The 12,587-nt window shown below is 71.6% G+C and carries 14 protein-coding genes; 9 read left to right on the plus strand and 5 right to left on the minus strand.

Features of this window, described 5'->3' with window-relative positions; all coding sequences use genetic code 11:
• Nucleotides 1-1,138: 1,138 nt before the first annotated feature.
• Nucleotides 1,139-1,552 (plus strand): PRC-barrel domain-containing protein, encoded by a 414-nt coding sequence (locus ADL15_RS09785; protein ID WP_067687479.1) that lies wholly within the window; start codon nucleotides 1,139-1,141, stop codon nucleotides 1,550-1,552.
• On the opposite strand, the gene ADL15_RS09790 is transcribed toward ADL15_RS09785, so the two are convergent.
• Nucleotides 1,540-2,316, minus strand: a complete 777-nt coding sequence (locus ADL15_RS09790) for a MerR family transcriptional regulator (RefSeq protein ID WP_394326923.1) — start codon at nucleotides 2,314-2,316, stop codon at nucleotides 1,540-1,542. The two genes, ADL15_RS09785 and ADL15_RS09790, sit on opposite strands and share 13 nt — an antisense overlap.
• A gap of 58 nt (nucleotides 2,317-2,374) precedes the next feature.
• Between ADL15_RS09790 and ADL15_RS09795 the strand changes: the two genes are divergently transcribed.
• From ADL15_RS09795 to ADL15_RS09810, 4 genes are all read left to right on the plus strand, one after another.
• Nucleotides 2,375-2,809 (plus strand): DUF6194 family protein, encoded by a 435-nt coding sequence (locus ADL15_RS09795; RefSeq protein WP_067687460.1) that lies wholly within the window; start codon nucleotides 2,375-2,377, stop codon nucleotides 2,807-2,809.
• A 69-nt stretch (nucleotides 2,810-2,878) separates the two neighbouring features.
• Nucleotides 2,879-3,463 (plus strand): isochorismatase family protein, encoded by a 585-nt coding sequence (locus ADL15_RS09800; protein WP_067687462.1) that lies wholly within the window; start codon nucleotides 2,879-2,881, stop codon nucleotides 3,461-3,463.
• A gap of 7 nt (nucleotides 3,464-3,470) precedes the next feature.
• Nucleotides 3,471-4,349, plus strand: coding sequence for a GlxA family transcriptional regulator (locus ADL15_RS09805; RefSeq protein WP_067687463.1), 879 nt, complete (start codon nucleotides 3,471-3,473; stop codon nucleotides 4,347-4,349).
• Nucleotides 4,350-4,385: 36 nt separating this feature from the next.
• Nucleotides 4,386-5,051 (plus strand): HAD family hydrolase, encoded by a 666-nt coding sequence (locus ADL15_RS09810; RefSeq protein WP_067687465.1) that lies wholly within the window; start codon nucleotides 4,386-4,388, stop codon nucleotides 5,049-5,051.
• On the opposite strand, the gene ADL15_RS09815 is transcribed toward ADL15_RS09810, so the two are convergent.
• The 4 genes from ADL15_RS09815 to ADL15_RS54090 form a co-directional block, all read right to left on the minus strand.
• Nucleotides 5,042-5,860, minus strand: a complete 819-nt coding sequence (locus ADL15_RS09815; protein ID WP_067687467.1) for a pectate lyase — start codon at nucleotides 5,858-5,860, stop codon at nucleotides 5,042-5,044. The two genes, ADL15_RS09810 and ADL15_RS09815, sit on opposite strands and share 10 nt — an antisense overlap.
• Before the next feature lie 180 nt (nucleotides 5,861-6,040).
• The gene (locus tag ADL15_RS09820) at nucleotides 6,041-7,063 is read right to left on the minus strand and encodes an XdhC family protein (protein ID WP_067687469.1); all 1,023 of its coding nucleotides are present in this window, start codon (nucleotides 7,061-7,063) and stop codon (nucleotides 6,041-6,043) included.
• The gene (locus ADL15_RS09825; protein ID WP_067687471.1) at nucleotides 7,056-7,622 is read right to left on the minus strand and encodes a nucleotidyltransferase family protein; all 567 of its coding nucleotides are present in this window, start codon (nucleotides 7,620-7,622) and stop codon (nucleotides 7,056-7,058) included. Before ADL15_RS09825 ends, ADL15_RS09820 begins: the two co-directional genes overlap by 8 nt.
• A 23-nt stretch (nucleotides 7,623-7,645) precedes the next feature.
• A complete protein-coding gene (locus ADL15_RS54090) occupies nucleotides 7,646-9,070 on the minus strand; it encodes a hypothetical protein (protein ID WP_232343996.1) in 1,425 nt (474 codons plus the stop codon).
• 128 nt (nucleotides 9,071-9,198) lie between these two features.
• On the opposite strand from ADL15_RS54090, the gene ADL15_RS09835 reads away from it, so the two are divergent.
• From ADL15_RS09835 to ADL15_RS09850, 4 genes are read left to right on the plus strand one after another with little or no spacing between them, the layout of a single operon-like run.
• On the plus strand, nucleotides 9,199-10,122 hold the full coding sequence (locus ADL15_RS09835) for a hypothetical protein (protein WP_067687485.1): 924 nt from the start codon (nucleotides 9,199-9,201) through the stop codon (nucleotides 10,120-10,122).
• A complete protein-coding gene (locus ADL15_RS09840; RefSeq protein WP_067687473.1) occupies nucleotides 10,119-10,568 on the plus strand; it encodes an ABA4-like family protein in 450 nt (149 codons plus the stop codon). Before ADL15_RS09835 ends, ADL15_RS09840 begins: the two co-directional genes overlap by 4 nt.
• 10 nt (nucleotides 10,569-10,578) lie before the next feature.
• Complete coding sequence (locus ADL15_RS09845) at nucleotides 10,579-11,835, plus strand: sensor histidine kinase (RefSeq protein ID WP_067687475.1); 1,257 nt, start codon at nucleotides 10,579-10,581, stop codon at nucleotides 11,833-11,835.
• On the plus strand, nucleotides 11,832-12,458 hold the full coding sequence (locus ADL15_RS09850; RefSeq protein ID WP_067687477.1) for a response regulator transcription factor: 627 nt from the start codon (nucleotides 11,832-11,834) through the stop codon (nucleotides 12,456-12,458). The genes ADL15_RS09845 and ADL15_RS09850 overlap by 4 nt, the downstream gene beginning before the upstream one ends.
• The last annotated feature ends 129 nt before the right edge of the window (nucleotides 12,459-12,587 follow it).

A 12,587-nucleotide genomic window follows, 5' to 3' on the forward strand; every position in this document is an offset into this window, starting at 1 on the left:
GCTTTGGCGGGGGCGGCGGGAGTTCGCGTTCGGCGCTGGCAGGGCGGCAGGAGCCCGCGTTCGGCGCTGGCGGGGCAGCGGAGGTCCGCGTTCGGCGTCGGTGGGGCGGCAGGAGTCCGCGCTCGGTACTGGTGGGGCGGCAGACGCACGCGTTCGGCGTTGAAGGGGCGGCAGGAGTCCGTGCTCGGCGTCGGTGGGGCGGTGGAAGTCCGCGTTGGCCGGGTTCGGGGGCGGTGGCGGTCCGCGGTCGGGTTGTGCGTGCGGCTACCGCCCCCAGGTGGGCGGCAGGCGCACGCGATCTGGCAGTGCGGACTCTCACCGCCCCACCCAGGAGCTACCGGCCAAGTGGCATTGCGGCATGCCCGGCTGGCTGCAGAGGCCGTTATGGGTGCCTTGGATAACGGCCGCCAGGTCCACCTCGGTCGGTCGGGCTGGCTGCAGGGGCCCTCATGAGTCCGGATTAACGGCCGTCATGGCCAGCCCTGCCCGGCGAGCGCCCATAGCGCTGCCGCAACCGGGGTGACAACCTCGCTCGCCGACCGCGCCGACCGCGCCGACCGCGCCGACCGCGCCGACCGCGCCGACCGCGCCGACCGCGCCGACCGCGCCGAGCGAGCACTCATCGTGGGTTCGGCACCGTTGACATGCTCGCAACCCCAGCCCGGGATGACGCCCGCTGGTCTTGAGTCGCGGCCGGGTATCAGCCAGGCAAGGTTCGGGCGGGGAGGGCCATTCGGAAATATCAAGCCTGACGGTTTTCGAATGGCCCTCCCCGCCCGAACCGTCCACCTCGCGCCTGGGGCAGAGCCAGCCGGGGCAGAGCCAGCCGGGGCAGAGCCAGCTGGGGCGGGGCCAGCTGGGGCGGGGCCAGCCTGGGGCGGGCAGGGGGTTTTGGGTCGGGACCACCCACGGGCATTGCCCTGGAGGGCCGAGCGCTTTGGACGCGCCAGCGGCCAGCTCGGGCCGGAAGGGCCCTCGGCGGGAGCGGCGGTCTGTACCCACCGCCCACCTACGACATCCTGATTTTGATCTTGATTGGGGAGACCGGAACGAGGGACAAACGTGCCACTTGTGATTGGACCGCCGGGCAGCGGGTAGGCACAAGGCAGCGGCAATGTCATCGATGAAGGAGGCCGACATGCAACCCACGCCTTTTACTCCGTGGTCCTGGCGGGACCCGGCTCTGGCCGGAAATGCACAGCCCGCCGACGCCGATGTCGTCGACGAGGCCGGCCGGATCGGTGTTGATCTGGTCGGGTACAAGGTCGAGGCGACCGATGGGCACATCGGCTCGATCGACAAGGCCAGCTACGACGTCGGCAACGCCCACCTCGTGGTGGACACCGGTCCGTGGATCTTCGGTAGCAAGGTGCTGCTGCCGGCCGGCACCGTGCAGAGCGTCGACCACGACGAGCGCAAGGTCTACGTGGATCGCACGAAGGACCAGATCAAGGACTCTCCGGAGTACGACAAGGAGACCTTCGAGACCGAGGGCTACCGGGATCAGGTCGGCGACTACTACGCCGGTAACTACCGGGACTATCCGCGCTGACGCGGACTTCTGCGTGCTGTCCCGCCCGAAACCCCCTCGGGCGGGACAGCCAGGAACTCGGCGAGCCGAGCAGCCGCCGACAGCATCGCCTGACCGTGAGTGATCAGCCGAGCCCGCCAGTCGGCAAGTGACGCGGCCAGGGCTGCGGCGCCGCCGGCCGCGCGGACCTGGCCGAGCACCGTGGCGATGTGCGACAGGCCGTGACCACCCCGCCGGAGCAGGTGGGCCAGCTCCGCGTCGCGCACGTCGTCCGGGCTGTAGAGCCTCTGCTGCGACGCCCGGTCCCGGGTCGGCACCAGGATCCCGGCCTGCTCCCATTTGCGGAGCGTCGCGGGGGTGACCCCGAGCCGGTGAGCGAGCGCCCCGACCGGCAGCGCCGCCGACAAGCCGACCGGCACCGGCGCCGGCACAGGTAGAGCCACGAGGGAGTCCGCGGCCGCCTCGACGGCGGACAGCGTCTCCCGGTCCCTGATCAGCCGGGCGTGACCGCTATCGATCGTCGTGAAGACGGTGTTCAGATCGCCCTGCATCGCGGCCCGCATGATCACCCCGGCCGGCCCGTGCCCGTATGCCTTGGCGAGCGCGAGAAACGCGCCCACCGCGAGCACGTGCTGTTCGCCGTAGGCGCGATACCCGGTCGGGGTGCGCTGCGCCGGCGGGATGACCCCGTCGCTCTCGTAGTTGCGGATCGCCTGCGCGGACAGCCCGTGCGGCCGCGCCAGATCCACCGGCCGGTAACTGATGGTTTGAGACTTCGGCATCATGCTCCTGGAAGAACTCAGCGGAACCCTCACTGGGTGTGTCAACGATACGATAGAGGCCATGCCTATCGAAGAAGTCGACGCGCTCGCCGAGCGGATCCGGCGCCTGCCCGGCGTCACCGAGCTGATCGCCGGCCCCGGCACCGGCGCGCCCGAGCTGAGCTGGGGTGACCGTTTCTACTTCGTCGGTGACGACCGGATGCGCCCGTTCGCCACGATCGTCGTGCGCAACGTCCCCGGCTTCGACGAGCGCTCCGACCTGGACCGCCCGGGCAGGTTCCGGCTCAACGTCGAGCTCGGCCGCGTCGCTTTCAAGGACCTTTTCGGGTACGGACCGGAAGCCTTTGCCACCCACCAGTCCGAAATCGACTTCTCCGCAGCGGGGCGCTGGTTCCCCCACCCGGTCTACGCGGTCCAGAGCTGGGCGTCGATGGTGAACCCGCCCGAGGACGAGGACGTCGACCGGCTGATCCGGCACGCGCACGCCCGCAGGTGACCGGATCGTTCCGGGGTGGGTCTGGAAAGGGCCTGTCCCGGCCCACCCGGAGCGGGTTCGATGGACGGTATGACTGAAGCTCTGATCGTGATCGACGTCCAGGAGTCGTTCCGCGCCCGCCCGCTATGGCAGACCGTGAACAACCCTGAGGTCGTCCCGCATGTGCAGCGCCTGGTCGACCACGCGCGCGCCACCGGGCAGGCCGTCATCTGGGTGCTGCACTCCGAGCCCGGCAGCGGCGGCACCTTCGACCCGGCGAACGGTTTCGTCCGGCTGATGGACGAGCTGGTCCCGGCGGACGGTGAGCCGGTGCTGGTGAAGACCGTGCACAACGCGTTCACCACCACCGACCTGCAGCATCGGCTGACCGTGGCCGGGGTGCACGCCGTGACGGTCTGCGGGCTGCGTACCGAGCAGTGTGTGGAGACCACCGCCCGGTTCGCCTCCGACCTCGGGTATCAGGTCACCTACGTCACCGACGCGACCGCGACGTTCCCGATCCCGCACTGGGAGGCGCCCGAGGACCAGAGCGTGGCCGAGCTGCTGGCCGACCCGCGTACGCTGGCCGCCGCGGACGTGGTGACCCGCACGGAGTACGCGCTGGCCGGCCGCTTCGCCACCGTCCGCACCGTGGCAGAGGTGGAGAAGGGCTGACCGGATCGTGAGCGTGGTGGTGTTCGTCCTCACCCCGCAGGTGCATCTGCTCGACCTGGCCGGGCCGGCCCAGGTCTTCTCCACCGCGCCCGGCTACACGCTCCGCTACGTCGCCGAGTCGCCGGCCGTACCGACCTGGCAGGGCGTGGTGCTGCAGGCCGACCTGGACTGGCCCGCGCTCACTCCGGACGATCTCGTGGTCGTCCCGGGCTGGCGCGACGGGTACGGCTTCTTCCGCACCGCCACGCTCCGCCGGATCGCGGAGCATCACGCGGCCGGTGGCACCGTGGCCAGTGTCTGTGCCGGCGCCGACGCGCTGGGCCGGGCCGGGTTGCTCGACGGCCGACGCTGCACCACCCACCACGACCTGCAGGACGTCCTGGCCCGCAGCTATCCGCGGTCGGCGCTGGTCCGCGACGTGCTCTACGTCTCCGACGACCGGGTGGTCACCTCGGCCGGCATCGCCAGCGGCATCGACCTGGCGTTGCACCTGGTCGCGCTGCGGCACGGCCCGGCGGTGGCCGCCCGGGTGGCCCGGGAGATGGTCGTCTACGCCCGGCGCAACGGCGACGAGCTGCAGGCCAGTGCGATGCTGCGGCACCGCGCGCACCTCAGCGACGTGGTCCACCGGGTGCAGGACCGGATCGACGCGTCGTTCGCCGAGCCGTTGCGGCTGGCCGAGCTGGCGGCCGGGGCTGACGTCAGCGAACGTACGCTGACCAGGCTTTTCGCGGCCGCGACCGGGCGCACTCCGCTGCGGTATCAGCAGCTGTTGCGGGTCGAGCGGGCGGAATACCTGATCGGGCACGGCGCGACGGTCGAGGCCGCGGCCCGCGCGGTAGGTTTCGGCGACGCGCGGATGCTGCGGAGACTACGAGCGAGGTGACGCGCGGATGCTGCGGAGACTGCGAGCGAGGGTGAATTGACGCTACGAGGGGTTCTCTTCGACCTGGACGGCACTCTGGGTGACCATGACGCTTCGGTGGAGCTCGCGCTGACGGCCTGGTTGCCGACTGTCGGAATGGTCGCGGATCCGGCCACGATCGCCCGCTGGCACGAGGTCGCCGAAAAGCATTTGGCCACCTGGCGGCGACGGGAGATCGATTTCCCGGAGCAGCGCCGGCGCCGGCTTCGCGATTTCGGTTTTTCCGACGATCCGGAGGGCCTCGACGCCGTCTTCGGTGGTTACCTGGTCGAGTACGAGAGCGCCTATCACGCGTTCGGCGACGTGACCGGTGCGCTCGCCGCGGTGGCGGCCCGCGGCCTCCGGGTGGCGGTGCTCACCAACGGCTCGGCCGGCCAGCAGCGCAAAAAACTCGCCCGGATGGGCTTGGCCGATCTGGGGCCCGTGTGGACTCCCGACGATCTGGGGATGGCCAAGCCCGATCCGGGCGCGTTCCGCGGGACGGTAGCCCGCTGGGGGCTGAGGCCCGGGGAGGTCCTCAGCGTTGGGGACAGGCACGATCTCGACGTGCTGGCGGCACGGGCCGCCGGGCTGCGGGCGGTTCATCTCGACCGGTGGGGAACCGGGCCGCTGGACGAACCGCACCGCATCACGTCACTGAATGAGCTGAGCGATCACTTGTAGGTGACGTTGGCCTTGGTGAACTTGCAGTTCGTGCCGTCGCCACCGGTGCTGCCGGTGAAGGTGGCCACCTTGGTCGGCTCGGCGCCGGTGTTGTTGCCCTTGAAGGTGATGCAGATGGCGAGCTTCTTCTTGGTGTCGTTCACGATGGTGATGTTCGACAGCGTCGCGGTGTCGCCGTAGTTGGCGTTGATCCCGACCAGCGACAGACCCGGGTAGGTCGCGGTGACGTTGTCGACGACGACCTTGCGCTTGTACTGGGTCTTGCAGTTGCCGCACGAGCGGTACAGCTTGCCGAAGTCGTCGACCGCGAAGTTCTTGATGGTCAGCGTGCCACCGCCGTTGTGCTGGAAGACCTTGTCGTCGGCGCTCTTGGCCCCGCCGCCGTTGACGGTGTAGGTCGCGCTGGAACCGCCAAGGAACGTCGCGGCGTCCTCGCCGACGTTCTCCCACCAGACGTTGGTGAGCGTGCAGGAGCCCTTGCAGTGCACGCCGTCCGCGGCCGGGGAGCCGAGGATGACGTTCTTCAGGGTGGCGCCGTCGGCCAGCTCGAAGAGCGGGTCCTGGCCTTCCTCCTGTGAGTCGCCGCCGAGCGCGCCGCTGCCGATGAAGCGCTTCAGGCCGCCGTCGAGGGTGCCGGAGACCGCCTTGGTGGCGGTCAGCTTGGTGGTGCCGGTGGCGGTCGGCCAGGTCGCCGCGGAGGCGCCCTGCGTGTAGACCACTGCGCCAAGGCCCAGTCCGATCGCGGTGACCGCCACGAGCCCGGCACGCCAACGCTTCCGCAGATTCTTGAACACGAGCAGCCTTTCCATGGGGGATGGGGAACGACGCTATCGTGCTTCCGGAAAATGGTAGTTGTCAACACTTCCCATTAGTTAATAAAGCGGCCCGGAATGCGATTCGGAATAGCGCTGTCAAAGGCATTAGTGTGCGGCCGGAGCGGAAAGGTTGCTTCCGTCCGCAAACTATTTTGCGCGACGTTGAGGTCACTGTCAGTGACGAGCGTGGACCGGCCCCGACCGGCTCGACAGCCGGTCGCCGGAGCCGCCGTGCCGCAGCGCGACGATCTCCGCGGCGATGCTCACCGCCGTCTCCTCCGGGCTGCGGGCGCCCAGGTCCAGGCCGATCGGCGAGCTGAGCCGGTCCAGCTCCGCCGCGTCCAGCCCGGCCTCGCGCAACCGGCCGAGCCGGTCGTCGTGGGTGCGCCGGGAGCCCATCGCGCCGACGTAGGCCAGGTCGAGGCGCAGCGCCAGCTCGCAGGTGGGCACGTCGAACTTCGGGTCGTGGGTGAGCACGCAGACGACGGTCCGCCTGTCGATCCGCCCGGCCTCGTCCTCGGCCGCGAGGTAGCGGTGCGGCCAGTCGACGACCACCTCGTCCGCGCCCGGGAACCGGCGGGCGGTGGCGAAGACCGCCCGCGCGTCGCAGACGGTCACCCGGTACCCGAGGAACGCGCCCATCCGGGCCACCGCGGCTGCGTGATCGGTGGCGCCGAAGACCAGCATCCGGGGCGCCGGCACGAACGAGACCACCAGCCGACCGTCCGGCAGCAATCCGGTCCGCCCTTCGGCCAGCATCCGCCGCGCCTGCGGATCACCCGCGCCGGGGAAGGCCACCGTGTACGCGCCGCCGTCGACGATCAGCGCGGCCGGCTCGTCCGCCTCGACCGCGCTGACCAGCGCCGGAAGGTCGGGGAAGGACGAGGCGTCGACCCGGCCGACGGTCAGCTCGACCGTACCGCCGCAGGTCAGTCCGACACCCATGGCCAGGTCGTCGGCGACCCCGAACCGTGCGGTGCGCGGCTGCCCGGTCTCGGTGACCTCGAGGCACAGGTCGTAGACGGCGGCCTCCACACACCCGCCGGAGACGCTGCCGATCGCCACGCCGTCCGGGCCGACGGCCAGCGCCGCGCCGGCCGGGCGGGGCGCGCTCGACCAGGTCGCAGTGACCGTGGCCAGTCCGGCCGATTCGCCGGCGGACCACCAGCGGAGCAGGTCGGCGAGCACGTCACGCATCAAGATCTCCCGGACGGTCCAGATCGGTGTCGTCGGCGACGTCGCCGACCTCGATCACGGATACCTCGTGGGCGCGCAGATAATCCCGGGCGCCGCGATCACCGGTCGCGGCATCCGCGGCACCGGTCCAGTGCTCGCGGCCGAGCAGCACCGGATGGCCGCGCCGCCCCGCGTAGCCGCCCATCACCAGGGCGTCCGGCGCGGCGTGCGCGGTGATCCGGCGGACCGCCCCGGCGGTCACCCCGGGCATGTCGACGAGCAGGACCACGGCCGCGTCGAGCGAGTCGTCCCCGGTCAGGGCGGTCAGCCCGGCGCGCAGCGAGGAGCCCATCCCGGTGGGCCAGTCCGGGTTGACGAGCGTCTCCGGCAGATCCGGCGCGGCGCGGATGACGTCCTCGGCGCGGGCGCCGAGGACCACCACGGTCCGTGTGCAGCAGGCTCGGCGCAGGGTCGCGGCCGCGTGCTGCACCAAAAGCCCGTTCCGGTACGGGACCAGCGCCTTCGGCATCCCGTACCGCCGGCCCGCACCGGCCGCGAGCACCAGACCGGCCGTGTTCATTACTGGACCATAACCACGTCCTGTTACAGGAAACCGCGCACGGCGGCCAGCGGCAATGCCGTACGCGGGTGGTAAGCCGTCCGCCACAGCCCGCCGTGCGCCGCCGCCACCGCCTCGTCCCGCCACGCCGCCGCGTCCGCCGCACGGGGTTTGCGCAGCTGATGGACGAGCAGCACGGCCATCAGCTTGCTCGCCGTGTCCGGCTCGAACACCTCGACGCCGAACAGGTGCGCCCCGGTGTACGCGGCCGCCAGCACCCGGTTGTTCGTCACCGACCGGGTCCGGGCCGGCGGCGCCACCGCGAAGCTGACCGTCCCGTCCCGCCGCGCGACGGTGGCCCGCCACCGGTGGATCCGCTTCGCCAGGGCGTAGTTCGGCCCCTGCTGCGGCACCAGGCTGTCGTTGATCCCGGGCTCGACCGGCTGCGGATAGTTCGGGAACAGCAGCCGCCCGCCGGAGAGCGCACCGGTCACCCGCGCCCGGCGGCCCCGAGCCGCGAACCTGGCCCGGGACTGCTCGACCGCCTCGGCCGGTACGGCGTACACGTCGGTCGGGGTGGCCAGCACCGCGAGCGCGGTGTCCGGGCGCTGCTGCCGGATGTGCACCGCGAGCGCGTCCACCGCCGCGGCCAGCCGCGGGTACGCACTGCCCGGCGCGTACCCGTAGTTGCCGAGCACCAGCGGCCCGTCGAAGCCGAGCAGCCACTGCGCCACCCGGCTCGGCTCCGCGCCCAGGTCCGCGCCGGGCGTCCCGCCGTCGGCCACCGGTGCGGACAACCGGCCCGCCGAGCCGGCCGCCACCGCGGAGATCCGCTCCCACAGGTCCGGCCGGGGCAGGTCCACTGCCAGCACCGTCGCGCCCCAGCCGAGCAGCGCCCGCAGCGGTCCCATCTCGGCGGCCGCACCGAGCAGCGCCATCCGCAGGTCACTCAGGTCCAGCCAGTCCGGGTTCGCGGCCACCTCGCGGACGGCGGCCGCGCACGACTGTTCGACCACGCCGGCCGCGACCCAGTCGTCGAGCGTCCGGGTCAGGGCGTCACCGCGCAGCTCGGCGCCCCGGTACGGCAGCGTGAGCTCGCGCTCGGGTGCCGCCGTGCCCTTCACCTCGACCGTGTCGTACGGCCGCTCCGGCACCGCGAGCAGCGCCTGGGCCAGGGTGAACTCGCCGTCGGTCCGGACGTACCGCATCCGGGCGTGCAGTGAGGTCAGCCCGGCCTCGGCGATGGTGTATCCGGCGGCGCCGTCCGCGCTCAGCCCGGCCTCCAGCAGCGCCCGGAAGTGCCGCAGGTAGCCGCGTCGCCAGTCGGGCTCGCGTTCGGCGGCCGCGGCGGCGGCCGGATCGACCGGGCGCAGGGCGTCGGCGACCACCGCCCGGCCCAGTGCCGCGCTGCTGCGGCGTCCGTCGGTGTCGAGGGGGTAATCGGTCAGGCCAGGGGCTCCGGGTTGCACCGGCACAGTATTGCCGCCCCCTACGGAGACGCCTCCTACCCAGGGAGGAGACCGACCTCGGACGAGCGGCCGCAGGTACGGCCGCTGGATGGGCGATTTGCGGCACGGACGGCACCAGGGTGAAGAGCATGACAACCGTCGAAGTCTCCGCACCGCGCCGATGGCACCGGCCACTGATCGCGCTGACCTGGGCAACCGTCGCGCTGGCGGTGATCTCCGGGATCGGGCTGTTCGCCGACTCCCGGGTGCTGACCGGGGTGCCGATCTGGCTCAAGCCGTTCAAGTTCTCCGTGTCGTTCGCCATCTACGCCTGGACCCTGGCCTGGCTGCTTTCGATCATGCCGCGCCGCAGCCGGGTCGCCGAGTGGGCCGGAACAATCATCGTGGCCGTCACGGTGGCCGAGTTGGCGATCGTGGTGACCCAGGTGATCCGGGGCACCACCAGCCACTACAACGTGAGCACCCCGCTGAACGCGACGCTCTGGTCGATCATGGGCACCTCGATCATGGTGCTGTTCCTGGCCCATCTGGTGATCGGGATCGGCGTGCTGCGGCAGCGGATCGCGGACCGGGCCGCCGCGTACGCGATCCGGCTCGGCCTGTTCATCTCACTGGTCGGCATGATGACCGGTTTCACCATGACCAGCCGGCAGACCGGGGTCGCCGGGGCCGCCGGCGCGCACACGGTCGGCCTCCCCGACGGCGGACCCGGGATGCCGTTGACCGGGTGGAGCACGGTCGGCGGGGACCTGCGGATCGGGCACTTCGTCGGGCTGCACGCGCTGCAGGTGCTCCCGCTGCTGGCGTTCGCCCTCGCGAGGTGGGCGGGACACCGGATCGATGCCGCGACTCAGGCGAGGCTGGTGCTGGTGGCGGGGATTTCGTACGGCGTACTCGTGCCGTTGTTGACCTGGCAGGCTCTGCGGTCGTCGCCGCTGCTGCAACCGGATGGTCCCGTCCTCCTCGCGTTCGCGGTCCTCGTCCTCGGGACGGCCGCGAGTGCCGGGATGGTCTTGTCCCGGGCGCGCCGGCCGGAGATGGTGACCGCATGACCGGGTTCCTGTTCGAGCTGACCTTCCTGCTGGCCGCGCCGTTCTGGGCGCTGATGATCGTGCTGCCCGGCTGGTCCTGGACCCGGCGGATCATCGCCTCGCCGCTGATCGTGCTCCCGGTGCTGGTGATCTACGCGGCGCTGGTGATCCCGGCGTTCGGCGAGGTGCTGCCCGCGGTCGCCAACCCGACCCTGGGCGGGGTGCGCGACCTGCTCGGCACGTCCGACGGCGCGGCGGCCGGCTGGGCCCACATGATCGGCTTCGACCTGTTCGTCGGCCGGTGGATCTGGCTGGACGCCCGCGACCGGGGCATCCCGCATCTGGTCCTCGCCCCGATCCTGCTGCTCACCATCCTGCTCGGGCCGATCGGGCTGGGCGTCTACCTCGCGGCACGCACCCGCTGGCCGGCCGTCTCACGGCCCGCCGTCGCCACCTCGAGGACCTAGGCTGACGGTCATGGCCAAGTTCCTCGATGCGCGCGACACCCTGACGCGCATGGTGCTGCTCGACTGCAGTGGTGTGGCCTACCTGCTCGTGATCAACCACTCCGAGCACCCGCCGACCACGCTGCAGTGGGTGCTCGCGGTGCTCGCGTTCGCCGCGGCCCTGCTGCTGCACCGCCGCCCGCCGATCAACCTGGTGGCGCAGACCGTGCTGTTCGCGATCGCGATGGTCCAGCTGGACGACGCGACGATCAACCAGGTCGGCACCGCGTGGGCGATCGGCGAGCTGGCCCTCTGGGCGTCCCGGAAGAGCTTCCTGGCGGTCGCGGTCGCCGCGGTGACCGTGATCTACCTGATCTGCGACCCGCCCTCGTCCGGGCACCTGTTGCAGTCGCTGATGGGGCTGGCCACCAACCTGGGCCTGCCGATCCTGCTCGGCCTGGTCGTCCGGACCACCCGCGAGCTCGGCGTGCAGGCCGAGAAACGCGCCGTGGAGGAACAGCGGCGCCGCGAATCGGAACACCGGGCCAGCCGCGCCGACGAGCGCAGCGCGATCGCCCGGGAGCTGCACGACGTGGTGGCGCACCACGTGGCCTCGATGGTGCTGCGGGTCGGGGTGGCCCGGCACGTGCTGCCCGACCTCGATCCGCGTGCCGCGGAGGTCTTCGACGACGTGCACCGGACGGGCACGGCCGCTTTGACCGATCTGAGGCGGCTGGTCGCGGTCCTTCGAGACCCCGATCGGGTACGAGGTGATGCCGCCATGACCGCCATCGACCCGAGCGCGTTGCCGGCCGCACTGGACGGTGCGGTCGAGACCGCGCGCCGGGCCGGCGTGGTCGTCGAGGCGGAGATCGACCCGGCGGTGGTGGAGCTGGACGCGGTGCGGGGGCTGGCGCTGCTCCGGCTCACCCAGGAGGGGTTGACCAATGTGGCCAAGCACGCCGGGCCGGATGCCCGTGCTGAGCTGTCGGTGGTGATGGAGGGCTCTGACCTGCACTGGTCGGTCACGGACTTCCCGTCGTCGCCGGCTTTCCCCCCGGCCTTTTCCCCGGCTTCCTCACCGGCCTCTCCGGCTTCCTCACCGGCCTTTTCCCCGGCCGCCGCGCCGGTCGACATCGTGCCCGGTGGTGGGCATGGGCTGACCGGGATGCGGGAGCGGGTGGAGGTGCTCGGTGGGTCGTTGACGGCCGGGCCGAGTGGCCCGGGCTGGCGGGTGGCGACCATGCTGCCCGGGGATCACCCCATCGCCGCACTGGCGTCCTCATGATCAGGGTGCTGTTGGTGGACGACCAGCAACTGATCCGGGCCGGCCTGCGGATGCTGCTGGACGCCGAGGACGGCATGGAGGTGGTCGGCGAGGCCGGCGAAGGCCGGGGCGCGGTGACCCTGGCGGCACAGCTCCTGCCGGACGTGGTGGTGATGGACCTGCGGATGCCGGGCGTCGACGGCATCACCGCGACCAGCCGGATCATGGCGGAGCGACCGTCCACCCGGGTGCTGGTGCTCACCACGTTCGGGGACGACGACCACCTCTACCCGGCGCTGCAGGCCGGAGCGTGCGGCTTCCTGCTGAAGGACGCGCCCCCGGAGGAGTTGCTCAACGGGATCCGGCAGGCCGCGGCGGGGGAGAGCCCGTTCAGTCAGGACGTGCTGCGCCGACTGGTGCGGCGGGCGGTGGACGCGCGCCCGGAGGCGCCGGCCCGGGTCGACGGCCTGACCGCGCGCGAGCAGGACGTGCTGGACCTGGTCGCCGAGGGGCTGACCAACACCGAGATCGCGGACCGCCTGCACATCGGGGTGACCACGGTGAAGACACACATCACGGCGCTGATGACCAAGACCAACAGCCCCAACCGGGTGCGCCTGGCGCTCTCCGCGCAGCGCACCTGACCCCCCGATTTTGCGTTGCGTGGGGGACCTAGTAATGTTTACCGAGCCGCCAGGGAGACGGGCGAGCGAGCGGGACCCGTGAGGGGCCCGGCGCGGCCGTCCTGACGGAAACCCTACCAAGATCTGACG

Source organism: Actinoplanes awajinensis subsp. mycoplanecinus (genome assembly GCF_001509495.1).
GTDB lineage: Bacteria > Actinomycetota > Actinomycetes > Mycobacteriales > Micromonosporaceae > Actinoplanes > Actinoplanes palleronii.

Bases quoted from the DNA above. Each gene is read 5' to 3' on its own strand.
- ADL15_RS09785 (WP_067687479.1), top strand. From the start codon at position 1,139: ATGCAACCCACGCCTTTTACTCCGTGGTCCTGGCGGGACCCGGCTCTG.
- ADL15_RS09790 (WP_394326923.1), bottom strand. From the start codon at position 2,316: ATGATGCCGAAGTCTCAAACCATCAGTTACCGGCCGGTGGATCTGGCG.
- ADL15_RS09795 (WP_067687460.1), top strand. From the start codon at position 2,375: ATGCCTATCGAAGAAGTCGACGCGCTCGCCGAGCGGATCCGGCGCCTG.
- ADL15_RS09800 (WP_067687462.1), top strand. From the start codon at position 2,879: ATGACTGAAGCTCTGATCGTGATCGACGTCCAGGAGTCGTTCCGCGCC.
- ADL15_RS09815 (WP_067687467.1), bottom strand. From the start codon at position 5,860: ATGGAAAGGCTGCTCGTGTTCAAGAATCTGCGGAAGCGTTGGCGTGCC.
- ADL15_RS09820 (WP_067687469.1), bottom strand. From the start codon at position 7,063: ATGCGTGACGTGCTCGCCGACCTGCTCCGCTGGTGGTCCGCCGGCGAA.
- ADL15_RS09825 (WP_067687471.1), bottom strand. From the start codon at position 7,622: ATGAACACGGCCGGTCTGGTGCTCGCGGCCGGTGCGGGCCGGCGGTAC.
- ADL15_RS09835 (WP_067687485.1), top strand. From the start codon at position 9,199: ATGACAACCGTCGAAGTCTCCGCACCGCGCCGATGGCACCGGCCACTG.
- ADL15_RS09840 (WP_067687473.1), top strand. From the start codon at position 10,119: ATGACCGGGTTCCTGTTCGAGCTGACCTTCCTGCTGGCCGCGCCGTTC.
- ADL15_RS09845 (WP_067687475.1), top strand. From the start codon at position 10,579: ATGGCCAAGTTCCTCGATGCGCGCGACACCCTGACGCGCATGGTGCTG.
- ADL15_RS09850 (WP_067687477.1), top strand. From the start codon at position 11,832: ATGATCAGGGTGCTGTTGGTGGACGACCAGCAACTGATCCGGGCCGGC.